Raw genomic sequence first — 23,092 nt, 5'->3', positions numbered from 1 at the left:
GGCTAGCGCCGGCTGTCGCGGGAGCTGACTGGCGCGCTCAGGCTGGCCGCGCAGCAGTCGATCAGCTCGGCCAGCGGCGGCTCGCCGCCGCGGCGGCCCTGGTCGCGATACCAGTGCGCCAGCGAATAGACCACGGTGTCGTTGAACCAGGTCAGCCGCAGGTTCATGACCTCGCGGGGTATCCCGGGGCACAGCGCGAACACCAGCTTGCGCACGCGCACCAGCGCGGAGACCGCGTCGCGTTCGACCAGCCCCTTCTTCAGCAGATTGGGACTGAAGGTGGTCTGCGCCAGCACCTGCAGATAGCGGCGGCCCCAGTCGGTATCGCGCACCGTGTCGGCCAGCGGCAGGATGGTGCACTCGACCACCGCGTGCAGATCGTTATCGCGGCCCTCGGCGGCCAGCCGGTCCAGATAGCGATGGCGAATCACGTTGATCTGGTGCAGCCGCCGGTTCAGCAGATGGCTGACCAGCGCCTCGCGCGAGCCGAAGTGGTAGTGCAGCGCCGAGCGGTTGCGCTGGCCGCTCTCGATCACGATCTGCCGCAGCGGCACCTGCTCGACGCCATGTTCGGCGAACAGGCGCTCGGCGATCTCCAGCATCCTCGCAGCGGTGCCGGGCACCGCGGCCTCTTCCTCGGCAACCGGCGCCGCCACCTTGCGCCGTCCCGCCGTCTCGGTGTCCTCGCCGATCACCGAGCGAATCTGTTTGAGCTTCATGCGTGCGATCCGCAATGTCCCCGCGACCATCGCGAGGTTCGCTGTCAGCATAGACGCGTCGCGTCGTTCTAATACTAGGGATTAACCCGAGAAATCGGGCGTCCTCATGACGCGAACGTGCGCCTCGGGGTAATCCCCAGATTTTCGAATCGCCATGCGGCGCTATGGTGTTCCGGACCCGCGTAATACGACGTATTAAACGATGGCGGGCGACGAAGAACATCGCAAGACACGGAGGAGACACGGCATGAAGGGATGGTGGATCACGGCGGCGGCCGCCGGCCTGATGGCGCAGGGCGCGCATGCGCAATCGTCGGTGACCTTGTATGGCGTGGTCACCGCCAGCCTGCAGTACGTCAACAACTCGCAGAACGTCAGCGGCGGAGTGCTGGCCCCGGGCAGCGGCTCGCGCACGATGCTCAATTCGTCGGGTATCGCGCAGTCGCGCTTCGGCCTGCGCGGCACCGAGGAGCTCGGTGGCGGCGTGCAGGCGCTGTTCGTGCTGGAGAACCAGTTCAACACCGACAACGGGCAAATGGGGCAGAACGCGATCTTCGGCCGCCAGGCCTTCGTCGGCCTGAAGAACGAGCTGGGCCGCATCACCTTCGGCCGGCAGTACACCTCGTCGTTCCTGGCGCTGGGCAGCTTCACGCCGGTGGCCTACGCCCCCCGAGTTCGAGCCGGTGGTCGGCATGGCGGGACCGAACTTCCGCGAGAACAACATGGTGCAGTACCACGGCAAGTTCGGTCCCCTGTCGCTGCACACGCACTGGTCGTTCGGCGAACGCACCGGCAGCCTGGCGGCCGGCTCGGCCTACGGCATCGGCGTGTCGTACTACACCAACGGCTTCGGCGTGGCGGCGGCCTACGACGAGGTCAAGACGCTCAATGCCGCGCAGGCGTCCGGCGCCTCCGGCTCCAGCGACTACGGCCGCGACATGCGCGCCTTCCTGGCCGGCAGCTACGAGATCGGCGCGTTCAAGTTCGTCGCCGGCTACCGCTGGGGCAACTCGGTGGCGCCCGGCGAGGGCGCGCCGACGCTGCTGCCGCACCGCGACGACATGTACTGGGCCGGCGTGCACTGGCAGACCACGCCCGCGCTGCGCCTGAGCCTGGCCTACTACTACGACGACATCAAGCGGGCCGACATCGGCGGCGCCAGCGTCAATCCGGTCAATCCGCAGCAATACCTGGCGCTGGCCGACTATCGCCTGACCAAGCGCACCGATGTGTTCGCCGGCGTGATGTACGCGCGCAATGCCTCGCTGAACTGGGACAACATCGGCTATCTGCCCAACGGCCAGTCGGTCGGCTACGCGCCGGCCACCTCGCAGGTCTATTACAAGCGGCCCGACGCCAAGGGACAACTCGGCATCTCGCTGGGCATCCGCACCATCTTCTAGGAGCCAAGATGCAAGCCATGGACAACACCACGACCGATCCCGCCCTCGCCGCGCGCCTGCGCGAGGCCTTCATCTATACCTTCCCGGTGCACGATCTCGCGCAGGTCCGCTGGCAGATCACGCAGAATCCGCAGAACCGCAACCGCGTGCCCGTCAACGGCCTGCTGCATTACCGCCGGCTGCTGGACCATCGCGCTCGCACCGTGACGCAGCCCAACAACGACACGCTGTATTCGCTGTCGTACCTGGCGTTGCACGGCGGACCGATGCTGCTGCGGCTGCCGGACATGGGCGAGCGCTACTACAGCATCGCGCTGCTGGACATCTTCACCAACAACTTCGCCTGCATCGGCAATCGCACCACCGGCTCGCAGGCCGCGGAGTTCCTGCTGGCGGGACCGGATTGGTCCGGCGACGCGCCGGCCGGCGCGCGGCTGATCCGCTGTCCCAGCAACGATGTCTGGCTGTTGGGGCGGCTGCTGGTCGATGGCGAGCACGACCTGCAGGCGGTGCATGCGTTGCAGGATGCGATCCGGCTTGAGCCGGTGGGATCGCGAGTTGGAACGCGAGTTGGATCGCAAGAAGGACCGCAAGAAGGACCGCAAGAAGGACCGCAAGACACCGGCGGCGGCGGCCTGCTGGAGACCGTGCCCGACGAGGCCGATCCGGCCCGCTATCTGGATCTGGTCAATGAGGTGCTGGGCCGCAATCCGGTGCCGGACGATGAACGCGCGCTGGTGGCGAGTTTTGCCGAAGTCGGCATCCGCCCCGGGCATCGCCATGCCTACGGCGACCTGCCGACGCCGATCCAGCAGGCCTGGCGCGCGCTGCTGCCGGCGCTGCGCAAGGAACTGGCGCGCACGCCGGGCTTCGGCAATGGCAGCGAGTCGGGTCCGTGGCAATCGGGACCGGACCATCTGGGCAATTTCGGCAAGGACTACACCTACCGCGCCCATGTGTCGCTGATCGGCCTGGGCGCGCTGGAACGCGCCGAGGCGATCTACGCCACCTGCGTCAACGATGCCGCGGGCGAACGGCTGGACGGTGCGCGGGCCTACCGGCTCCATATCCCGCCGGCAATGCCGGTCGACGCGTTCTGGTCGCTGTCGATGTACGAGTTCGCGCCGGACGGCCGGCGCTTCTTCACCGAGAACCCGATCGGCCGCTATACCATCGGCGACCGCACGCCGGGCCTGCAAGTCAACGCCGATGGCAGCATCGACCTGTGGCTGCAGCATGCGCGGCCCGAGCCGGCACGCGAGGCCAACTGGCTGCCGGCGCCCGCCGGCCGCTTCTCGCTGACCCTGCGCTATTACCATCCGCGCGAGGCGCTGCTGTCGCGGCGCTTCGAGCAGCCGGCGCCGGAACCGATCGAGACCTGACCCGCGTCGCGCGCCGGCTGAGCTTGCCGATCGAGACTAGCCCGCGTCCCGCGCGGGCTCTCCCTGACGCGCGTGGCATTGCGCCACGGCCGGCGCGGCCAGATCGGCGAGCCGGCGCAGCGTCTCGACCTCGTCGGCCTGCCACGCCGACCTCGGGCTGAGGTAGTTGAACGTGCCGATGCAGCGACCCCGCTCGCCGATCGGTACATTGACCACTGCCCTCAGCCCGAGCGCGCGGATCGTTGCGATATCGTCGAACACCTCGGCCAGCGCCGCGTCGCCTTCGCCGACGAAGACTTCGGTGCGCTCCAGCAGCTGCCGCGTCCAGGGCGTATCGCCCTTGCGCTTGCTGCCGCCGACCGGATAGGCGACGGGATCGCTGGACCATTGGCGCACCACTTCGCGGGTATCGGGGCGCCACAGGTTGATTGTCAGCAGGCCGGGGCCGAGCAGCGCCAGCGTGGCGTCCCCGACCGCGTCGAACAGGGCAACGGCGTGTTCCGGTTGGCCAGGCGCGGACTCATGCATGGCCTCATGCACGGGCTCATGCACGACCGCAAGCGCGGCCTCCAGCGCAGCCGCCTGCGGCCCGGACAATCGCGGCCGCAGCGCCGCGAGCGCCGTGAGCGCCGCCAACGCGGTGCCCCGCGTCTTCGATGCTTCGCTCACGCTCATTCCGCGCTGATCTTCAGATCGCGGATCAGCTTGCCATAGCGATCGGCGTCGCGCCGCAGCACCTGGCCGAACTGCTGCGGCGTCGACGTGGTCGTCTCCACGCCGATCGCGTCCATCTTGGCCTTGACCTCGGGCAGCTGCATCACCTTGTTGATCTCGGCATTCAGGCGCGTCACCAGCGCCGGCGGCATGCCGGCCGGACCGAAGGCGCCATACCAGACCGCCAGCTCGTAGCCCGGCACGGTCTCGGCGACGGTCGGCACATTGGGCAGCAGCGGCGAGCGCCTGGCCTCGGTGACGGCCAGCAGCTTCAGCTTGTTGGCCTTGACGTGCGGCAGCGTCTGCGTGCCGGCCGAGAACAGCAGCTGGGTCTGGCCCGCAACCGTGTCGACCACCGCGGGCGCCCCGCCCTTGTACGGCACGTGCAGCATCTCCACGCCGGCCATCTTCTCGAACAGCACCGCGCTCAGATGGTTGGTCGAACCTGGACCGGCGCTGGCGTAGGCCAGCTTGCCGGGATTGGCGCGCGCGTAGGCGATCAGTTCCTTGACGTTGTTGGCCGGCACCGACGGGTGGACCACCATCGTGTTGGTGACGTAGGCCAGCAAGCCGAGCGGCGTGAAATCCTCGACGCCGCGGAACGGCATGTTCGGCATCAGCGCCGGGTTCATCGCATGCGTGCTCATCGAGCCGATCAGCAGCGTATAGCCGTCCGGCTTGGCGCGCGCGACCATGGCCGAGCCGATATTGCCCGATGCGCCCGGCTTGTTGTCGACGATCACCGGCTGCCCCAGCGAGCGCGTCAGGCGCTCGGACAGCACCCGCGCCAGGATATCGGTCGAACCGCCCGGCGCCCACGGCACTACCAGCGTGATCGGCTTGGTCGGATAGTCCTGCGCCACCGCGGCGCCTGCGGCGCAGCACAGCGCCAGCGCGGCCACCCCGCGCAGCCAGCTTCGAATCGTCGTCTTCATGGTCGTTTTCCCCCGTTTGTCATGCCGGACGCACCGCGCGGCCGGTCTGTCGTTCTATCGTTCTATCGTTCTATCGTTCTATCGTTCTGTCGTTCTGTCGTTCTGTCGGTCTGCTGGCCTGGCGCTCTGCCGTTCCATCGTGCCGTGACATATCGGCGCCCGCACCGGCCATGCCGCGGCATCCCCCGCTCTCAGCGTCCCACCGCATAGCCCTGCATGCCACGCGGATTCGCACCGGCGCGCAGCACCAGCCGGCCCTTGCCGTCGCGCTCGCGCGAGCACGCCGACATCCGTCCCTCCGACCACGGCTCGCCGATGCGCAGCTCATGGCCGGCCTCGCGCAGCGCGTCCAGCGTCGCCTGCGGGAAGCGCGATTCGATGCTGAGCCGGTTCAGCACGGTCTGGCGCGGCCAGAACGAGCCGGGGGAAATGGTCGATGTGCCAGGCCGGCGCGTCGATCGCCTGCTGCAGGTTCATGCCGTGCACCGCGTGGCGCATGAAGAAGGCCAGCGACCATTGGTCCTGCTGGTCGCCGCCCGGCGTGCCGAACACCATATAGGGCTCGCCGTCGCGCAAGGCCAGCGACGGCGACAGCGTGGTGCAGGGCCGCTTGCCCGGCGCCAGCGAATTGGGCAGGCCGGGCTCGAGCCAGGTCATCTGCAGGCGCGTATTGAGCGCGAAGCCCAGCGCCGGAATGGCCGGGCTGGACGACAACCAGCCGCCGGACGGCGTCGCCGCGACCATATTGCCGTCGCGGTCGATCACGTCGAGATGGCAGGTGTCGCCGACGAAGATCTCCTTCTCGGCCCATTGCTGCACCGGCGGCAGTGCGGCGAAGGTCGGCTCGCCGACGCCGAAGCGCGTATCGGCGCTGGCCAGCGTGCGCTCGGCCGCGTCGAGATCGGGCAGGCGGGGCGCGCGACCGTCGATGGTGCCGGCCCGCATCTCGCGCGAGGCCTGCGCGCCGATCAGCTGCGCGCGCGAGCGCAGATAGTCGGCATCGAGCAGGCCCTGCGCCGGCACGTCGGCAAATCTGGGATCGCCGTACCAGGCGAGGCGGTCGGCCATCGCCAGCTTGGCCGCTTCGGCGATCCGGTGGACGAAGCCCGGCGACGTCGGTTCGTGCGCCTCCAATCCGGCGTGCCGCAGCATGCCGAGCTGCTGCAGGAAGGCGGGGCCCTGGCTCCAGATGCCGCACTTGGCGACCGTGTAGCGGCCGAAGTCGAGCGTCAGCGGCGCTTCGACCTCTGGCTGCCAGCACGCCATGTCCTCGTAGCGCAGCAGGCCGCGGTGGCGCTCGCCGGTGGTGTCGCGCACTTCCTGCGTGCGGCAATAGGTATCGATCTCGCGCGCGACGAAGCCGCGGTACCAGCAGTCCAGCGCGGCATCGATCTGCTTCTCGCGCGTGGCGCCGGCCGCCTGCGCCTCTTCGACGATGCGCTGGTAGGTGCGCGCCAGCGCGGGCGTGGCATGCAGCGAGCCGGGTGACGGCACGCGGCCATCGACCAGCCACACCTCGGCCGAATCGCGCCATTCGCGCTGGAACAGTTCGCGCACCGCCAGAATCGCCTGCGAAATGCGCGGCACCAGCGGAAAGCCGTCGCGCGCATAGGCGATCGCCGGCGCCAGCACCTCGGCCAGCGACCACGTGCCGTAGTCGCGCAGCATCGTCAGCCAGGCCCCGAACGCGCCGGGCACGGTGGCGGGCAGCAGGCCGATGCCGGGCATCAGTTCCAGTCCCATCGCGCGCATCGCGGCCGGGTCGGCCAGCGCGGGCGCGGGACCCTGGCCGCAGATCGAGCGCACCGCGCGCTCGCGTTCGCTCCACAGCAGGATCGGCGCTTCGCCCCCGGGGCCGTTCAGGTGCGGCTCGACCACCTGCAGCACAAACCCGCCGGCCACCGCCGCGTCGAAGGCATTGCCTCCGCGCTCGAGCACGCCCATCGCGGTCTGCGAGGCGAGCCAGTGGGTCGACGAGACGACGCCGAAGGTACCGACGATTTCCGGGCGGGTGGTGAACATGCTGGTTTCCGAAGGCGATCTGAGTGGGTGGGATGGGGGCAAGGGATGGGGCAAGCGATGGAGCAAGTATAGGAAGATCGAATAACCAGAACGCACGATTGCTTTATTCTTCCATTCCAGATTGGTTATACAAACTGGCGCGTGACCGGCTGCATGACCGGCTGCGTGACCGGTTTCTCGACCGGCTGCGCGACTGATCGCGCGACTCCCGGAAACCCGCCCTTCGCCGTCCTTCGCCGCTTCCTTCGTCCCTTTCCCATGCCCGCCTTCGCCGACCGCCTGCAGCACAACCTGATATCCCGCCTGCGCCTGAAGCAGCTGTCGTTGCTGTTGGCATTGGAGCGGCATCGCTCGCTGTCGCGCGCGGCCGCCGAGCTGAACCTGAGCCAGCCGGCGGTGACCAAGGCGCTGCGCGAGATCGAGGAAATCTTCCTGACGCCGCTGTTCCACCGGTCGCGCGCGGGACTGGAGGCCACCGAGACCGGTGCCGCGGTGCTGGCGTATGCGCGGCTGGCCCTGGCCGACGCGCGGGCGCTCGGCGACGAACTGGCGGTACTCGATGCGGGACTCGGCGGGCGGCTGCGCATCGGCGTGATTCCGTTCATCGCGCCGGCGGTGCTGGACGCGGCCTGCTCGCATGCGCTGAGCCAGCAGCCGCGCATCGCGGTGCTGGTGCGCGAGGGGACCACCGACGAACTGGTCGGCGCCCTGCGCGCGCACGAGGTCGACTGCGTGATCGCGCGCTCGTTCTATGCCGCGGGGGAAGACATCGTGCAGGTGCCGCTGTATCGCGAGGAGCCGACGCTGGTGGTGCCGACGCGCGCCGCGGCGCGGCTCTCGCGCGGCGCGCTCGACTGGGCGCGGCTGGCCACGCTGGACTGGATCATGCCGCCGCCGCAGACGCCGACCCGCCGCACCATCAATACGATGTTCGCGACCGCGGGCGTGGCGCCGCCGCTGCCGCTGGTGGAAACCTATTCGATCAAGACCATCGCCACGCTGCTGCGCACGCAACCGCGCGCGATCACGATCGTGCCGCGCGCGGTTGCGGTGGAACTGGCCAATGGTGGCGGTGCCGCGCTGCTGCCCCATGCCTTGCGCTGGGACCTGCCGCCGGTCGAGGCGATGTGGCTTCGCCGCGCGCAGCACAGCGGGCCGCTGATGGCGCTGGTGACGGCGCTGCAGGCGGCGAGCGGTTGAAGCGGTCGCCCACGGTCATCGCCCACGCAGCATTGCCGTCTGTCAGGGCCTGTCGTCCCCGCGAAAGCGGGAGCCCGGTCGCTTTCCGGGACGCTGGAATTCCCGCTCTCGCGGGAACGACGTGCTGACGACTACGACTGCTGCGCCGCCTCCGGCTGCATGTAGAACACCTCCCACAGATGGCCGTCGAGGTCTTCATAGCCGTGCTGGTACATGAAGCCGTAGTCCTTCGGCTCGTTCGGCGTGCGCGCGCCGGCCGCGACCGCCTTCGACACCATGTCGTCGACCGCGGCACGGCTGTCCATCGACAGCGCCAGAATGACTTCGGTGCTGCTGCCGGTATCGCAGATCGCCTTGCCGGTGAAGGTTTTGAAGAAGTCCTCGACCAGCAGCATCACGTAGATCTGGTCGGACACGATCATGCAGGTGGCATTGCGGTCGGTGAATTTCGGATCGAAGCGATAGCCGAGCCGCGTAAAAAAATCGACCGAGCGGTCGAGGTCCTTGACGGGCAGGTTGACGAAAATCTGGGTCGCCATCGAGGTGTCTCCTGGTTTTGAAATGGTTCTGAAAATGGCGTCAAAAATGGCGCAGAAGGTAATGGAACGGGTTCCGGAACCGGATTCCGGATCCGGAACCCCGCCCGATTCAATCGTCCGCGCCTACGACGTACTGGCCCACGGATCATAACTGCCGATCGTCCACAGATGGCCTTCGAGATCGAAGCAGCTGAAATCGCGGCCGCCATAATCCTGGTCCTTCAACTCGAGCACGATCTGCGCGCCCGCCGCCTTGGCCCGCGCGAATACCGCGTCGGGATCGGGCATCACTAAATAAATACTCTGGGTCTGTCCGCCGCCGACTTCGTCGGGCTGGCGCATCAGCTTGCCATACGGCGAATCGAGCACCGAGCCCAGCATCACCATGCCCTTGCCGTAATTGAGTTGCGCGTGCGCGATGGTGCCGTCGTCGTTCTCGACCACCAGATGCCGCGTGAAACCGAAGGTATCGCACAGCCAAGCAATGGCGGACGGCGCATCGCGATAACGCAGGCACGGAATGGCGGTACTGCCCGTGCTGCCGGCGGCGCCGGAATGGGTATCGGTCATCTCAATCGCTCCTTGCGCGGCGGCATCGCCGCATCATCGGTTCGAAAATCATCGGTGCCGAATTCGTCGGTGCCGAAATCGTCGGTGCCGAAATCGTCGGTGCCGAAATCACCGCTTCGACGTCACCGATTTGAAACCGGATCGCCACGCGCAGCGAACGGCGGGCGCCGCGCGGCAAATCCCCTAGGCAGCATAGACGATCGCATCGCGCGCAAAAGCGCCACACGATGCGACGAGAACGTTTCTTCGTAGACGTGTGACCGGTTATACTCCGCGCTCCATAAACCACATTTCGGGTATATCGAACAATGGCCGTTGCCAACAAGAAAAGCGCGCCGCGCGCAGTGAAGTCCGCCAAGCCGGCGGCACCGACCAAGAAGGCCAGCGTGCTGGCACGCGAAGCCCAAGCCGCGAAGAAGCGCCTGCTGAAGCTGCGCGCCGACACGAAGAAGGCGATCGACGCCGCCAAGCGCGAAGTCGCGCAGGCTGTCGCCGCCGCCAAGCTGGCACTGCAGGCCGAGAAGCAGGCCGCCAAGGACAAGCTGGCCGCGCAGAAGGAAAAGGCGAAGGCAGCGAAGGCCGCCAAGTCGGCGAAGAAGCCGGCCGGCGCCAAGACCGCCGCGCCGAAGAAGGCCGCCGCACCGAAGGCTGCTGCTCCGAAGGCCGCCAAGCCCGCCGCCAAGGTCGTCAAGGCACCGAAAAAGGCCGCACCGAAGGCCGCTGCAAAGACGAAGCCGGCTGCCGGCGTCGTCGCCAAGGCTGCCTGAGCGCCGCCGATCCTGCTGCCATGCCCTCGTTCGAGGGCTGCATCACGGCACCGCGGCGATCGTCCGGTCGCGCGGTGCCGACCCTCCCCGCCGAGGGGGCTACCGATTTGGGGGTAGCCAAGGCCGGCCCGATGTGCCGATAATCTGCTTTCTTCCGGCATCACTTTCTTGCGTTAAATCACTTTGCGTAAATCGCTTGCGCTCATCGCAGTGAGCCTTGGCGGCGCTTTTGCCGCTCGCTCGCGCGATGCCCCGCGCAAACGACACCGAATGGGAATGGCAATGAAGGAAGCCCTGCAACGTTGTCCGCTGTGCACAACCATCACGGAAGCATCGGCGCGCCCGCGCTCCTATGGGCAATGGATGCGCTATCAATGCCGCAACGACGATTGCGGCCCCAGCGAAATCAGCACGAAGGCGCGCTCGCATCTGCGCCGCGGCGAACGCCAGGCGGAACTGCGCAGCGTGGCCAAGTCCTGCCGCCATAACGGCGCGCGGCTGCGCATCGGGTACGACGGGCCGACCGGCGAGTTCCAGCTCGAAGTGGTGGAGTAAGCGGAAGGCGAAAACGCGCGAAACGCAGCGCTTACGATTGCGTCACGGTTGCTTCACGGTTGCTTCACGGTTTCCCAAGAGTTGGCTCGAGGTTCGCTTAGGGTCCCTTCAAGGTGGCTCAGGGTTCCACCGACGGCTCGCGCTTCATGCAACGCAGCACGAAGGTGGAGCGGCTGTGCCGCAGCCCGGGCAACTTGTACAGCTTGTGGCGCAGGAACTCCTCGTAGCCTTCGGTGCCCGCCACCGCCACCTTGATCAGATAGTCATACTCGCCGGTCAGCAGGTACGCCTCCATGACCTCGGGCAGTTGCGCCAGCGCGCGGCCGAAGCGATCGAGCATGTCGTCGTCGTGCCGCTCCAGCGTGACCTCGATCAGCACGGTGTCGGGCAGGCCCAGCGCCTTCTGGTTCAGCAAGGCGGTATAGCCCTGGATCACGCCGGCCTCTTCCAGCGCGCGCACGCGGTTCCAGCATGGCGTCGGGGACAGGCCGACCTGCTCGGCCAGCTTCAGATTGGAAAGCCGGCCGTCCCGGCGCAGCGCGCGCAGGATGCGGCGGTCGGTTTCGTCGAGCTTCGGGGACAGCCTGGTGGCGGACCGGGGAGCGGGACTCGTCGTGGCAGCCGCCGTAGGAGTGGTCGCGGGGTTCGTCGGATCGGCCATCGGAATCGGTCAAGTCGGTTAGAAAAGAAGATTTCTCTACATCACTGACCAATACTAGCCGATTCATTCTGATCTGAGTCAGCACAGCAGAATATTAAGAAGCACATTCTGCGGACGGACTGGTAAATTCACTACATCTTCACTGCCACCGGTTGCCGTCATGTCCGCCCAAGCCTCCACCCCCGCCCTGCAACTCGCCCTGCTGCTCGACCAGCACGATCTGATCGGCGCGATCGAGTGGACGTTGGCGACGGCGCGCCGCACCGGCCTGGGGCTGGCCGCGATGACGCTGGTGCCCAGCGCCCTGCCCGGCGCCGGTCAATGGCTGCGTTTGTCGGTGACGGCGGAGGAGCCGGCGCTGTTCTCGCTGCTGGTCAAGCGCCTGGAAAACGGCGTCGATGTGCGCGAAGTCGCGGTCGTCGAGGAATCCCTGGGACAGCCGGAGCCGACGGCCGCCCGGCGCCGCGATACCGCGACCGCGGCCTCCCCGGTCGCCGCGCCGGTCCACTGACCGGCCTTCAGTCCCCGCTTTCAGGCCCCGCCTCGAGTCCGCCGCCTCGAGTCCGCCGGCTTGAGTTCGCCGCCTTGAGTTCGCCGCCTTGGGTTGGCCGCCTTGGGTTGGCCGCCTTCAGGTCCCCGCCTTCAGTCCGCTGCCTTCAGGACCGAGCGATCAGGCCGGCTCGGCCAGCAAGCCGTGGCCGAGCCGCTGCGACAGATCGGCCGCGGCCGCCTTGATGGCCGCCGCGACGGGCCCGTCGCGCCGGCCGTCGAAGGTGGCCGCATTGCCCAGCGCCGTGATCGCGAGCACGATCCTTCCGTCCCGATCGAACACCGGCGTGCTGACCGAATCGACGCCGGCCAGCAGATCGCCATGGACGCTGCCGATCATGCTGGCTTGCACCTGCTCGCGCAGCTTCGTCACCTCGGCCGCGTCGCGCGGAAAGCGCGGCGGCTGCAGCGCCGCGCGCGCCTTCAGTTCGGCCTCGAGCAGCGGCGCCGTGACGGCCGGATCGAGAAAGGCGGTGAACACGCGGCCGGTTGCCGACGACAGCAGCGGCATCACCGAACCCGGCCGCACATTGACCGTGACGGGCCGCAGCGAATCGCGCCACTGCACCACGGTCGGCCCGTGGTTGCCCCACACCGCCGCCAGCACCGTTTCGCCGGTCGACGCGCACAGATCGTCGAGCACCGGCGTCACCAGCCGCAGCGGATCGAGCTGGGCAAGGCACGCCAGTCCCATCCGCAGCGCATTGCGCCCCAGGCTGTAGCGCCCCGCGTCGTCCTGCTCGACATAGCCGCATTTGACGAAGCTGGCCAGGTAGCGGTGCGCCTTGGCCGGATGCATGCCGGCGGCCAGCGCGACGGCTTTCAGCGGCATCGGATGGAGCGAGCCCAGCAGCGCGTCCAGCACCGACAGACCGGTCTCGAGCGCCTGTACGCCGGCGCCACCGCGCTCGCCGTTGCCTTCCCCCTGCCTCCGATTCGGTTCGCCGATTGGCCATGTCCGTGGCTCCCGCCTGTGTGCCTGCTGCGTTCGAAATTACGTATGGCGTAATGCTAGCACGCACAGCGTAATTTTCCCCTTGACAGCCGTCCGGCCGCCAATTACTTTTGGCATAACCGCATTACGCCTGACGTAATCCCATCGACGCCATCGGGCGACCGCGGCCACAAGAGGACGGACCACCGTCCCATCACGATTCGGCGGCGCGCCGCCCATCCCCCGCAGAGGAGACAAACAATGAGAAAGATCTCGTCGATGCTGGCGGTCGCCGGCACGATGCTGACCGCCCTGGCGCTGGCGCCGCAAGCCGCCGCCCAGAGCTTCCCCAGCAAGCCGATCCGCTGGATCGTGCCCTATGCCGCCGGCGGCGGCTCGGACTTTCTGGCCCGCACCATCGGCCAGCAGCTGTCCGCCAATATCGGCCAGCCGGTCGTGGTCGAGAACAAACCCGGCGCCAACACCGCGATCGCCGCCGCGGAAACCGCGCGCTCGCCGCACGACGGCTATACCGTGATGTCGGCCGACAACGGCACGCTGGTCTTCAACCCCGCGCTGTACAAGACGCTGAGCTACAACCCGACGCGCGACCTCGCACCGGTCTCGCTGCTGGGCAAGTTCCCGATGATCCTGGTGGTCGGCGCCAACGCCGAGTTCAAGGACGCGCGCGACTTCCTCGCCAAGGTCGAGGCCGCGCCCGGCAAGGTCAGCTACGCCTCGGCCGGCGCCGGCAGCCCGCACCATCTGGCGATGGAATTGCTGAAGGAACGCGCCGGCCTGCGCATGGTGCATATCGGCTATCGCGGCGCCGCGCCGGCGCTGCTCGACGTGGTCGGCGGCCAGGTGCCCGCGATGATGACCGACCTGGCCGCGGGCGCCGCCTTCCTGAAGGCCGGCAAGCTGCGTCCGCTGGCGGTCGCCAATGCCACGCGTCTGCCGCAGCTGCCCAATGTGCCGACCTTCGCCGAGATCGGCCTGCAGGGCGTCGAGGCCGCCGCGCTGGTCGGCATGGTCGCGCCGGCCGGCACGCCGCCCGACGTGATCGCCAGGCTGCAGACCAGCGTCGCCGCGGCGATCAAGCACCCCGAGGTCAACCGCAAGCTGGTCGACTTCGGCGTCGAGCCGGTCGGCAGCACGCCCGAGCAGTTCGCCGCGCTGCTGCGCAGCGAGACCGCGCTGTGGCACAAGCTGATCCGCGACCTGAATATCACGCTCGAATGAGCCCGGCGGGCGGGCCGGGTTTGCGGACCCGCCCGCCGCGCCAACCGTTGCAGAGGATCGATCATGAGCGAACGCACCGAACCGGCTCGCGCGCAGGGATGCCCGTTTCACAGCCAAACGCATGGCCAGACGCATGCCCAGGCGCCTGCTCCGGCCCCTGCCGACAGCGGCGCCGCTGCCCAGCCGTTGTTGAGCCCGACGGGCTGCCCCGTCAGCGCGCGCGCCGCGGACTTCGACCCGTTCGAGGACGGCTACCAGCAGGACCCGCCCGACTACGTGCGCTGGGCGCGCGAGCAGGAGCCGGTGTTCTACAGTCCCAAGCTCGGCTATTGGGTCGTCACCCGCTACGACGACATCAAGGCGATCTTTCGCGACAACCTGACCTTCAGCCCGTCGATCGCCCTGGAGAAGATCACGCCGACCGGCGACGAGGCCAACGCGGTGCTGGCCTCCTACGGCTACGCGATGAACCGCACGCTGGTCAACGAGGACGAGCCCGCGCACATGCCGCGCCGCCGCGTGCTGATGGAGCCGTTCACGCCCGAACAGCTGCAGCACCACGAGCCGATGGTGCGCCGTCTGACGCGCGAATACGTCGACCGCTTCATCGACGACGGCAAGGCCGACCTGGTCGACCAGATCCTGTGGGAGGTGCCGCTGACCGTGGCGCTGCATTTCCTCGGCGTGCCCGAGGAGGACATGGACCTGCTGCGCAAGTATTCGATCGCCCATACGGTCAACACCTGGGGTCGCCCAAAACCGGAGGAGCAGGTCGAAGTCGCGCACGCGGTCGGCAACTTCTGGCAGCTCGCCGGGCGCATCCTCGACAAGATGCGGCAGGATCCGTCGGGCCCGGGCTGGATGCAGTACGGCATCCGCAAGCAGAAGGAATATCCCGACGTCGTCACGGACTCCTATCTGCATTCGATGATGATGGCCGGCATCGTCGCCGCGCATGAGACCACCGCCAACGCCAGCGCCAATGCGATCAAGCTGCTGCTGCAGCATCCCGACGCCTGGCGCGAGCTGTGCGAGGACCCGAGCCTGATCCCGAACGCGGTCGAGGAATGCCTGCGGCATAACGGCTCGGTCGCGGCCTGGCGGCGCCTGGCCACGCGCGACGTGCAGATCGGCGGCGTCGACATTCCGGCCGGCTCCAAGCTGCTGATCGTGACCTCGTCGGCCAACCACGACGAGCGCCACTTCGCCGACGCCGACCTGTTCGATATCCGCCGCGCCAATGCCAGCGACCAGCTGACCTTCGGCTACGGCGCGCACCAGTGCATGGGCAAGAATCTGGCGCGGATGGAGATGCAGATCTTCCTCGAGGAATTCACCCGCCGGCTGCCGCATATGAAGCTGTCGGAGCAGAAGTTCACCTACGTGCCGAACACCTCGTTCCGCGGCCCCGAGCACCTGTGGGTCGAGTGGGACCCGAGCCAGAACCCCGAACGGCGCAACCCCGCGCTGCTGCAGGTGCGCACGCCGGTGCGGATCGGCGAGCCGTCCAGCCATGCGATCAACCGCACCGTGGTGGTCGAGCGCGTGACGCGCGTGGCCGAAGACATCGTGCGGCTGCGGCTGATATCGCCCGATGGCAAGGCGCTGCCGCGCTGGTCGCCCGGTTCGCATATCGACGTCGAATGCGGCGATACCGGGGTGTCGCGCCAGTATTCGCTGTGCGGCGATCCGGCCGATACCCACGCCTTCGAGATCGCGGTGCTGCGCGAGACCGAAAGCCGCGGCGGCTCGGCGTGGATCCATCGCGAACTGCAGGCCGGCGACCGGCTGCGCATCCGCGGTCCGCGCAATCATTTCCGGCTCGACGAAAGCGCGCGCCGGCTGATCCTGATCGCCGGCGGCATCGGCATCACGCCGATCAGCGCGATGGCGCGGCGCGCGAGGGAGCTCGGCATCGACTACCAGCTGCACTACTGCGGCCGCGGCCGCGCGTCGATGGCGCTGCTCGACGAGCTGGCGGCGCTGCATGGCGAGCGGCTGCATGTCTACGCCAGGGACGAAGGCGCGCGCGCCGACCTGGGTGCGCTGCTCGGCCAGCCCGATTCCGCGACGCAGATCTACGCCTGCGGCCCGGCGCGGATGCTGGACGCGCTGGCGGCCTGTTGCGCGAGCTGGCCCGAGGACGCGCTGCGGGTCGAGCATTTCACCTCGACGCTGGGCGCGCTCGATCCGGGCAAGGAACAGGCCTTCGAGGCCGAGCTCAAGGACTCGGGCATCGTCGTCACGGTGCGGGCCGATCAGACGCTGCTCGCCGCGCTGCGCGCCGCCAATATCGACGTGCAGAGCGATTGCGAGGAAGGACTGTGCGGCTCCTGCGAAGTGCGCGTGCTGGCGGGCGAGATCGACCACCGCGACGTGGTGCTGACGCGCGCCGAGCGGGAAGCGAACGGCAAGATGATGAGCTGCTGTTCGCGGGCCCGATGCGGGCAGCGGATCGTGCTCGAACTTTGAGGGGCCGCGGCGGGGCGGCGGCGTTCAGCCGCCGGTTCAACCACCGGGTCAGCCGCCGGTTCAACCACCGGGTCAGCCGCCGGTTCAGACACCGCGTCAGCCGTCCGTTCGGCTGCGCGTTCAGCCGCCCTCTGGGCCTCGCTTGACGCCTGCCTTGACGCCTCCCTCGACGCCTTCCCTGGCGCCCTCCTTGCCGCCCCGGCCCTGCGCCGCTTCATCGGGCAATAGTTCGATGCCGTCGAGGTCCCGCGCGCAGGTCTCGCGCACGATCGCGACGAAATCCCGCGCGAACGGCCGCTCGGCCAGCGCGGCCGGCATCGCCGCATACAGCTCGCTCCACAGCCCGCCCGCGCCGATGCGCTTGGCCAGCACGTAGTCGTGGTCGACGTAGTTCTTGACGCCCCAGTTCGGCAGCGCCGCGACGCCGCGCCGGCTGGCGACCAGCTGCAGGATCGCCACCGTCAGCTCGGCGGTGCGCCGCTGCAGCCGGATGCCGGCCGGCTCCAGCACCTCGCGGATCAGGTCGATGCGCGGCTCCGGCACCGGATAGGTGATCAGCGTCTCGCCCTCGAGGTCCGCCGCCTCGATGCGTCGCCGGTTGCGCAGCCGATGCTCGTTGGCGATCACCGCCAGGATCTCGAAGCGGAACAGCGGCACCACGGCCAGTCCCCGCCGCGTCGGCGGCAGCGAGCCGATCACCATGTCGGCCCGCCCCTCGGCCAGCAGCGCCAGCGGGTCCGCATGAAAGCCCGCCACCAGGTCGACCTCGACCTCGGGCCAGCGCGTACGGAATTCGTCCATCACCGGCATCAGCCAGTCGAAGCAGGTGTGGCACTCCAGCACGATGCGCAGCTCCCCCGCGCGTATCCCCCTTTAGCCGCTCCAGATCCCGCTCGGCCGCGCTGATCGACGCCAGCACCTCGCGCGACAACGCCAGCAGCCGTTCCCCCGGCGGGGGTAAAGCGAAGGCCCCGCGGGTGCGGTCGAACAGCGACAGGCCGTAGTGCGATTCGATCGCCTTGATCTGATGCGACAGCGCGGACTGGCTGACATGGACGCGCTCGGCCGCCGTGGCGAGCTTGCCGGATTCGGCAATGGCGACCAGCGAACGGAAATGGCGGACCTCGATCATGGTGTCGTTCCTGGTTTCGTGCCGGGTTTCGTCCGTACCCGACTGTCGGCGGTCGAGGAAAGGCTCGGGACGCCGGCCCGCCCGAGCCCCGCACGCCAACCCCTGATATGAAACCAATTCATATTTTGTTTAAAACATATCACTTGATTCATTCTACCCGCCGCCGGACACTGAGCGCCACTTTGCTTTGGAGCGAGAGATGGCACGCACGCATATTCCGGGGTTCCCGCGCATCGGCGCGAAACGCGAACTGAAATTCGCCCAGGAGGCGTTCTGGCGCGGCGAGGTCAGCGAGGCCGCGCTGCGCGAGTGCGCCGCCGGCCTGCGCAAGACGCACTGGCGCCAGCAGGCCGACGCCGGCCTCGACCTGGTCGCCGCCGGCGACTTCGCCTACTACGACCAGATGCTCGGCATGAGCGCCCTGCTCGGCGCGCTGCCGGCACGCTTCGGCTTCGATCCGCGCGAGCTGACGTTGGCCCAGTATTTCGAGCTGGCCCGCGGCAATGCGGCGCAGCCGGCCATGGAAATGACCAAGTGGTTCGATACCAACTACCACTACCTGGTGCCGGAACTAGGTCCGGACACGCGCTTCGATGGCGGAGTCGACTGGCTGTTCGACGAGATCGACGAGGCGCTGGCGCTGGGCCATCGCGTCAAGCCGGTGCTGGTGGGGCCGGTCACCTGGCTGTGGCTGTCCAAGACCCACGTCGCCGGCTTCGATCGCCTGACGCTGCTGCCGAAGCTGGCCGCCGCCTACCGCGACCTCCTGCAGCGGCTGCAGGCGCGCGGCATCGAATGGGTCCAGCTCGATGAGCCCGCACTGTGCCTGGAGCTCGACGGCGCCTGGCTGGACGCCTATGACACCGCCTACGCCGCGCTGGCCGACTGCGGCGTCAAGCTGCTGCTGGCGACCTACTTCGATTCGGCGGCCGACCATGCCGCCCGCGCCGCCACGCTCCCGGTGCACGGTTTTCATCTGGACCTGGTGCGCGCGCCGCAGCAGTGGCAGGCCTGGCGGGAGGTGCTGCCGGCCGGTGCGGTGCTGTCGGCGGGCGTGATCGACGGCCGCAATATCTGGCGCGCCGACCTGCGCGCGATCCTCGCGCAGCTGGCGCCGCTGCAGGCGGAACTGGGCGAGCGGCTGTGGCTGGCGCCGTCCTGCTCGCTGCTGCATGTGCCGGTGTCGCTCGCCCCGGAGACGCGCCTCGATCCCGAAATCCGCGGCTGGCTGGCGTTCGCCACCGAGAAGCTGGACGAACTGAAGGTGCTGGCGACCGCGTTGAACGACGGCGAGGCCGCGGTGGCCGACGCGCTGGCCGCCTCCGATGCCGCCCAGGCCGGCCGCCGTGCGTCCCGTCGCGTGGTCAACGCCCAGGTGCGCCAGCGCGTCGCCGCGGTGACAGCGGAGATGGCCGATCGCCGCAGCCCCTTCGCCCAGCGCATCGCCGATCAGCGCGCCGCGCTGCAGCTGCCGCCGCTGCCGACGACCACGATCGGCTCGTTCCCGCAGACCGCCGAGATCCGCCAGACCCGGGCGGCCTTCAAGCGCGGCGAACTCGGCGCGCTGGCCTATCTGCAGCGCATCCGCGCCGAGATCGAGGACGCCGTGCGCCGCCAGGAGGCGCTGGGGCTCGACGTGCTGGTGCATGGCGAGGCCGAGCGCAACGACATGGTCGAGTACTTCGGCGAGCAGCTGTGCGGCTATGCCTTCACCGAATTCGGCTGGGTGCAGAGCTACGGATCGCGCTGCGTCAAGCCGCCGCTGATCTATGGCGACGTCTACCGTCCCGAGCCGATCACCGTCGATACCGCCCGTTATGCGCAGTCGCTGACCGACCGGCCGATGAAGGGCATGCTGACCGGCCCCATCACGATGCTGCAATGGTCGTTCGTGCGCGACGACCAGCCGCGCGCCGACACCGCGCTGCAGCTGGCGCTGGCGATCCGCGACGAAGTGGCCGATCTCGAACAGGCTGGTATCCGCGTGATCCAGATCGACGAACCGGCGCTGCGCGAGGGCCTGCCGCTGCGGCGCGCCGACTGGGACGGCTATCTGCAGTGGGCGGTGCGCGCCTTCCGCATCGCCGCGGCCGTGGTCCGCGACGATACGCAGATCCACACCCATATGTGCTACGCCGAGTTCAACGACATCCTGCCGGCGATCGCCGCGCTCGATGCCGACGTGATCACGATCGAGACCTCGCGCTCGGCGATGGAGCTGCTCGACGGCTTTGCCGCGTTCGACTATCCGAACGAGATCGGCCCCGGCGTCTACGACATCCATTCGCCGCGCGTGCCCAGCGTCGAGGCGATCGGCCAGCTGCTGACGCGCGCCTGCCAGGTGATTCCGCCCGAGCGGCTGTGGGTCAATCCGGATTGCGGGCTGAAGACGCGCGGCTGGGCCGAGACCGAGGCGGCGCTGCGGAACATGGTGGCCGCGGCCCGGCAGTTGCGCGAGCGCCTGGCGGCGGAAGGCGCGGCGGGGTTGCGGCGGCAGCCGGTGGCGCTGGAGCGGGCGGCTCATGCGGGCGGGCAGTGCGATTGCGCGGCGCATTGAGCGGCGCATTGATCTCGCTTTGATCGCGCTTTGATGGCGCGTTGATCCTGCTTTGATCGCGCGTTGATCGCACTTTGATGGGCGCGGGGTGGTGCGCGATCGAGGCGCGCCATCAGAGACCGGCTACCAGGCTGGCAATGAGAAAGGGGCGGCTCCAGGCCGCCCCTTTTTGCACCATCAGCGCTCGGTCAGCGCTCGGTCAGCGCTCTGTTAGCGCTCGGTTGGCGCTCGATCCGCGCTCAGTCCGCGCCGACCTTCCGCACCGGCGGCGCGCTCCAGTTGCCGTCCAGCGCCGTCGGCTGCGGCCAATATAGCCGCAGCATCAGGTTGAACGGACCGTCGGGCGCCGGCAGCCAGTTGGCCGCCTGTGCCCGCGGCGGCCGCGCATGCTGGACCACGATCTCGACCGAGCCGTCGCGGTTGCGCCGCAGGCGGTCGCGGCTGCCGATCGCATAGCGGTTCAACGGGTTGGCGACGACGTCCTGCGCCTGGTCGTACAGCGACAGCGACCAGAACGCCTTGGCCGGCGGCAGCGCGCCCTTGTCGAAGCGGATCACGTAGCGGTGGGCGCCGTGCAGCGCTGGCCGGTGGCGTCGGCGTTGGCGCGGAACGCCATGGTGTCCTCGCCGAGGCTGGACCCCAGCGCCAGCCACGCCGTGGCGGCGCGGCGGTCGTAGTCGGTGCCATAGCGGCCGGCGTCCTTGCGGGACAGCCAGGCGCCCGACGCCGCCCCTTCGCCGCCGCGCGCCAGCGCGACGATGCGGGCCAGCGCCCGCGTCGCGCCGTCCTGGAGCGCGCGCGCCGTTTCCGGTTCCAGCACGGTCGTCGAATACGGTGCGCCGGGCTCGATGCCCAGCGCCCGTACCTTCTGCATCATGCCCTCGTCCGCCGTGGTCGGCGGGTTGGCCGGCAGCAGCGCGGCAAAGCGGTTGAAGAACGCCTGCGCGTCCATCGCCGCGACCTGCTCGACCGGGGGCGTCTCCAGGTCGACCGCCGCCGGCGGGATCGTCGGCACCGCCGGCAGGGCGCGGCGGCCGTTCGGCCAGGCCGCCAGCGGCGTCAGCCGGTAGCCGTTCTGCAGCCGGTGCGCGGCCGCCAGATCCTGCTTGCCGTCGACCTGAATATGAAGCGCCGCCCACGCCATCGCCGTCGGGGAACGGATCTCGCGCACGCCGGCCGGCAACGCGCCGGTCCAGTCCGGGCCGACGATCGCGTAGTTGCCGCGCTGGGTCCCGGTGGTCCGCTTGCCCAGCGCCGAGAAGACGTTGGACCAGCCGTCCAGCAGCTGCATCGTGTAGTAGCGGCCCTGGGTGTCCGGCACGCTCAGTACCACCGGCCCGCGCGACAGGTCGAGCCAGGCGACCGAGGTCAGCGTGTCCGCGTCGGGGCTGGCCATGTCGGAGGCGCCGGGGCGCGGCGCGCCGCGCTGGTGGACAAAGGTATTGACTGCCGTCTGCCCCGTCGCGCCGGCGGAGGCCCGCGCCGCCATCACTTCGCGCGTGACATCGGTCAGCACGAGGGGATAGGCGTAGGTATAGACTTCGACGGCCAGAACGCGGGCGTCGTCCCGCGTCGGTTGTACTGCCGCCCGTATCGGCGACTCGTCGGGCGGCACCGCCGCGCACCCGGCCAACAGCGCGGCGACTCCCGCCGCGCCCGCCACTAGGCGTATCCACTGCATCATTTCCCGTTCCTTCTTGTGCGGCTGCCCTCGGCGGCGAATGCCGATCCGGGGCGCCTTCTTTTCCGACCAGAATGATGGATAGCCTGGGCCAGGATTGTCAATCGACAGTGTGGCGCCGGGACCCCGCTGCCGACCGATCTTCGCACCGTGCGATCGACGTTCGCCGCCGCCTGCAGCGGGCAACGGGCAACGAGGAGCCGCCAACGGTCAGCGGTCAGCGGTCAACGGTGATGCAGATGGGGGTGGTAGCGCGGTTCCGCCGCAGTCGGCTTGGCCGGGGCCTTGGCACCGGGCTGACCGGGACCCGGCGACCCGGGCTTCGCACCGGCAGGACCGGCGGGGCCATTGGGGCCATTGGCGCCACCAAGGCCGGCCGGCCTGCCGGCCAACGGACCGGCGGGCAGATCGTGGCCCGCCCTGATCCCGGCCTGGTCGGCCTGGTCGGCCTGCGCGCCCGGCGCGCCCACACCGGCCACCCGCGCCGACCAGTCCTTCTGCATCAGGATGAAGTTGCCCAGCAGCGTCTCCAGCACCGTGCGGTCGATCTTGGCCAGCGGCATGGTCTGATGCAGGATCAGCGTGCCGGACTGCGGCTCCAGCCCCAGCGCGGCGCCGTGGTCGCGCAGCGGCTCGACGCCCGTGGCCAGCATTTCCCTGACCATTTCGCGGTCGAGCCGCTCCGGCAACTCCTCGGCGATCAATCCGACCAGCACCAGGTTGTGGTTGTCGTCATCGCGACGGAAGGTGATCGGGTACTCCTCGTCGACGCGGATATGGCACAAGCCATCCTCGTCGAATGCCATTTCGGGAATCCCGATCGATTCGCCGAACTCCGCCAGCAGGCGGTCAAAGCCATCCAGTCTGTTCATGTCGCGCTCCAGTCGCGTTCGTTCACACCTCGATCCATGGCATCGATCGACTTCGATACCGCGCGTCGATGCTGCCGGTCGACGGCCCTCATTTCCATCTCATCGTTCCATCATTTATTGCTCATTGTCGCTACCTAGACTGACGCCATCCTGAACCGAGGGCCATCGAGCCAACACCTGGCATCG

The 23,092-nt window shown here is 68.7% G+C and carries 20 protein-coding genes and 3 pseudogenes; 11 read left to right on the top strand and 12 right to left on the bottom strand.

What is annotated here, in order from left to right; translation table 11 throughout:
* Positions 1-2: 2 nt before the first annotated feature.
* The gene (locus OJJOAM_RS21485; protein ID WP_422649765.1) at positions 3-719 is read right to left on the bottom strand and encodes a TetR family transcriptional regulator; all 717 of its coding nucleotides are present in this window, start codon (positions 717-719) and stop codon (positions 3-5) included.
* 202 nt (positions 720-921) lie between these two features.
* Here OJJOAM_RS21485 and OJJOAM_RS21480 point away from each other — a divergent pair.
* The 3 genes and pseudogenes from OJJOAM_RS21480 to OJJOAM_RS21470 all read left to right on the top strand — a co-directional run.
* A pseudogene (locus OJJOAM_RS21480) lies at positions 922-1,302 on the top strand (porin); the annotation flags it as partial.
* Positions 1,303-1,411: 109 nt separating this feature from the next.
* Complete coding sequence (locus OJJOAM_RS21475; RefSeq protein WP_422649764.1) at positions 1,412-2,122, top strand: porin; 711 nt, start codon at positions 1,412-1,414, stop codon at positions 2,120-2,122.
* Between the two features lie 8 nt (positions 2,123-2,130).
* On the top strand, positions 2,131-3,504 hold the full coding sequence (locus OJJOAM_RS21470) for a DUF1254 domain-containing protein (protein ID WP_422651007.1): 1,374 nt from the start codon (positions 2,131-2,133) through the stop codon (positions 3,502-3,504).
* A 36-nt stretch (positions 3,505-3,540) separates the two neighbouring features.
* Here the strand turns inward: OJJOAM_RS21470 and OJJOAM_RS21465 are convergent, their stop codons facing one another.
* From OJJOAM_RS21465 to OJJOAM_RS21455, 3 genes and pseudogenes are all read right to left on the bottom strand, one after another.
* The gene (locus OJJOAM_RS21465; protein WP_422651006.1) at positions 3,541-4,032 is read right to left on the bottom strand and encodes a GAF domain-containing protein; all 492 of its coding nucleotides are present in this window, start codon (positions 4,030-4,032) and stop codon (positions 3,541-3,543) included.
* A gap of 143 nt (positions 4,033-4,175) precedes the next feature.
* A complete protein-coding gene (locus OJJOAM_RS21460; protein ID WP_422649763.1) occupies positions 4,176-5,153 on the bottom strand; it encodes a Bug family tripartite tricarboxylate transporter substrate binding protein in 978 nt (325 codons plus the stop codon).
* A 191-nt stretch (positions 5,154-5,344) separates the two neighbouring features.
* A pseudogene (locus tag OJJOAM_RS21455) lies at positions 5,345-7,175 on the bottom strand (gamma-glutamyltransferase family protein).
* Positions 7,176-7,433: 258 nt separating this feature from the next.
* Between OJJOAM_RS21455 and OJJOAM_RS21450 the strand changes: the two are divergent.
* The gene (locus OJJOAM_RS21450) at positions 7,434-8,375 is read left to right on the top strand and encodes a LysR family transcriptional regulator (protein ID WP_149316151.1); all 942 of its coding nucleotides are present in this window, start codon (positions 7,434-7,436) and stop codon (positions 8,373-8,375) included.
* A gap of 131 nt (positions 8,376-8,506) precedes the next feature.
* Here OJJOAM_RS21450 and OJJOAM_RS21445 read toward each other — a convergent pair whose 3' ends face one another.
* Together OJJOAM_RS21445 and OJJOAM_RS21440 are read right to left on the bottom strand one after the other, a co-directional pair.
* Positions 8,507-8,914: a VOC family protein gene (locus tag OJJOAM_RS21445; RefSeq protein ID WP_149316152.1), complete on the bottom strand. Its 408-nt coding sequence runs from the start codon at positions 8,912-8,914 to the stop codon at positions 8,507-8,509.
* Between the two features lie 123 nt (positions 8,915-9,037).
* Positions 9,038-9,484 (bottom strand): VOC family protein, encoded by a 447-nt coding sequence (locus OJJOAM_RS21440; protein WP_422649762.1) that lies wholly within the window; start codon positions 9,482-9,484, stop codon positions 9,038-9,040.
* A gap of 308 nt (positions 9,485-9,792) precedes the next feature.
* Between OJJOAM_RS21440 and OJJOAM_RS21435 the strand changes: the two genes are divergently transcribed.
* Together OJJOAM_RS21435 and OJJOAM_RS21430 are read left to right on the top strand one after the other, a co-directional pair.
* Entirely contained in the window at positions 9,793-10,251 is a 459-nt protein-coding gene (locus tag OJJOAM_RS21435) for a fumarate hydratase (protein ID WP_149316155.1), read from the top strand.
* 210 nt (positions 10,252-10,461) lie between these two features.
* Positions 10,462-10,806 (top strand): hypothetical protein, encoded by a 345-nt coding sequence (locus OJJOAM_RS21430; RefSeq protein WP_422649761.1) that lies wholly within the window; start codon positions 10,462-10,464, stop codon positions 10,804-10,806.
* A gap of 118 nt (positions 10,807-10,924) precedes the next feature.
* On the opposite strand, the gene OJJOAM_RS21425 is transcribed toward OJJOAM_RS21430, so the two are convergent.
* A complete protein-coding gene (locus OJJOAM_RS21425; protein WP_422649760.1) occupies positions 10,925-11,467 on the bottom strand; it encodes an Lrp/AsnC family transcriptional regulator in 543 nt (180 codons plus the stop codon).
* A gap of 160 nt (positions 11,468-11,627) precedes the next feature.
* Here OJJOAM_RS21425 and OJJOAM_RS21420 point away from each other — a divergent pair, with 160 nt between their 5' ends.
* Positions 11,628-11,978: a hypothetical protein gene (locus OJJOAM_RS21420; RefSeq protein WP_422649759.1), complete on the top strand. Its 351-nt coding sequence runs from the start codon at positions 11,628-11,630 to the stop codon at positions 11,976-11,978.
* Positions 11,979-12,137: 159 nt separating this feature from the next.
* On the opposite strand, the gene OJJOAM_RS21415 is transcribed toward OJJOAM_RS21420, so the two are convergent.
* Entirely contained in the window at positions 12,138-12,881 is a 744-nt protein-coding gene (locus tag OJJOAM_RS21415) for an IclR family transcriptional regulator (protein WP_422649758.1), read from the bottom strand.
* Between the two features lie 330 nt (positions 12,882-13,211).
* Between OJJOAM_RS21415 and OJJOAM_RS21410 the strand changes: the two genes are divergently transcribed.
* Together OJJOAM_RS21410 and OJJOAM_RS21405 are read left to right on the top strand one after the other, a co-directional pair.
* A complete protein-coding gene (locus tag OJJOAM_RS21410; protein WP_422649757.1) occupies positions 13,212-14,192 on the top strand; it encodes a Bug family tripartite tricarboxylate transporter substrate binding protein in 981 nt (326 codons plus the stop codon).
* A gap of 63 nt (positions 14,193-14,255) precedes the next feature.
* The gene (locus tag OJJOAM_RS21405) at positions 14,256-16,664 is read left to right on the top strand and encodes a cytochrome P450/oxidoreductase (protein ID WP_422649756.1); all 2,409 of its coding nucleotides are present in this window, start codon (positions 14,256-14,258) and stop codon (positions 16,662-16,664) included.
* Between the two features lie 210 nt (positions 16,665-16,874).
* Here OJJOAM_RS21405 and OJJOAM_RS21400 read toward each other — a convergent pair.
* Positions 16,875-17,796: pseudogene (locus tag OJJOAM_RS21400) on the bottom strand (LysR family transcriptional regulator); the annotation flags it as partial.
* On the opposite strand from OJJOAM_RS21400, the gene OJJOAM_RS21395 reads away from it, so the two are divergent.
* Both OJJOAM_RS21395 and metE read left to right on the top strand, forming a co-directional pair.
* Positions 17,716-17,907 (top strand): hypothetical protein, encoded by a 192-nt coding sequence (locus OJJOAM_RS21395; RefSeq protein ID WP_422651084.1) that lies wholly within the window; start codon positions 17,716-17,718, stop codon positions 17,905-17,907. The pseudogene OJJOAM_RS21400 and the gene OJJOAM_RS21395 sit on opposite strands and share 81 nt — an antisense overlap.
* A gap of 88 nt (positions 17,908-17,995) precedes the next feature.
* Positions 17,996-20,353 carry a 5-methyltetrahydropteroyltriglutamate--homocysteine S-methyltransferase gene (gene metE, locus OJJOAM_RS21390; RefSeq protein WP_422649755.1) on the top strand — a complete coding sequence of 786 codons (2,358 nt, stop codon included), beginning with the start codon at positions 17,996-17,998 and terminating at the stop codon, positions 20,351-20,353.
* A gap of 239 nt (positions 20,354-20,592) precedes the next feature.
* On the opposite strand, the gene OJJOAM_RS21385 is transcribed toward metE, so the two are convergent.
* From OJJOAM_RS21385 to OJJOAM_RS21375, 3 genes are all read right to left on the bottom strand, one after another.
* The gene (locus OJJOAM_RS21385) at positions 20,593-20,910 is read right to left on the bottom strand and encodes a DUF1214 domain-containing protein (RefSeq protein ID WP_422649754.1); all 318 of its coding nucleotides are present in this window, start codon (positions 20,908-20,910) and stop codon (positions 20,593-20,595) included.
* On the bottom strand, positions 20,907-22,037 hold the full coding sequence (locus OJJOAM_RS21380; RefSeq protein ID WP_422649753.1) for a DUF1254 domain-containing protein: 1,131 nt from the start codon (positions 22,035-22,037) through the stop codon (positions 20,907-20,909). Before OJJOAM_RS21380 ends, OJJOAM_RS21385 begins: the two co-directional genes overlap by 4 nt.
* Positions 22,038-22,258: 221 nt before the next feature.
* The gene (locus OJJOAM_RS21375; protein ID WP_422649752.1) at positions 22,259-22,906 is read right to left on the bottom strand and encodes a type III secretion system chaperone; all 648 of its coding nucleotides are present in this window, start codon (positions 22,904-22,906) and stop codon (positions 22,259-22,261) included.
* Between the last annotated feature and the right edge of the window lie 186 nt (positions 22,907-23,092).

The sequence above is a fragment of the Cupriavidus sp. H18C1 genome (assembly GCF_049311595.1).
Taxonomy (GTDB): Bacteria; Pseudomonadota; Gammaproteobacteria; order Burkholderiales; family Burkholderiaceae; genus Cupriavidus; species Cupriavidus cauae.
Note: the sequence above shows the minus strand (reverse complement) of the source record. Positions and strands in the feature narration are given on the sequence as shown.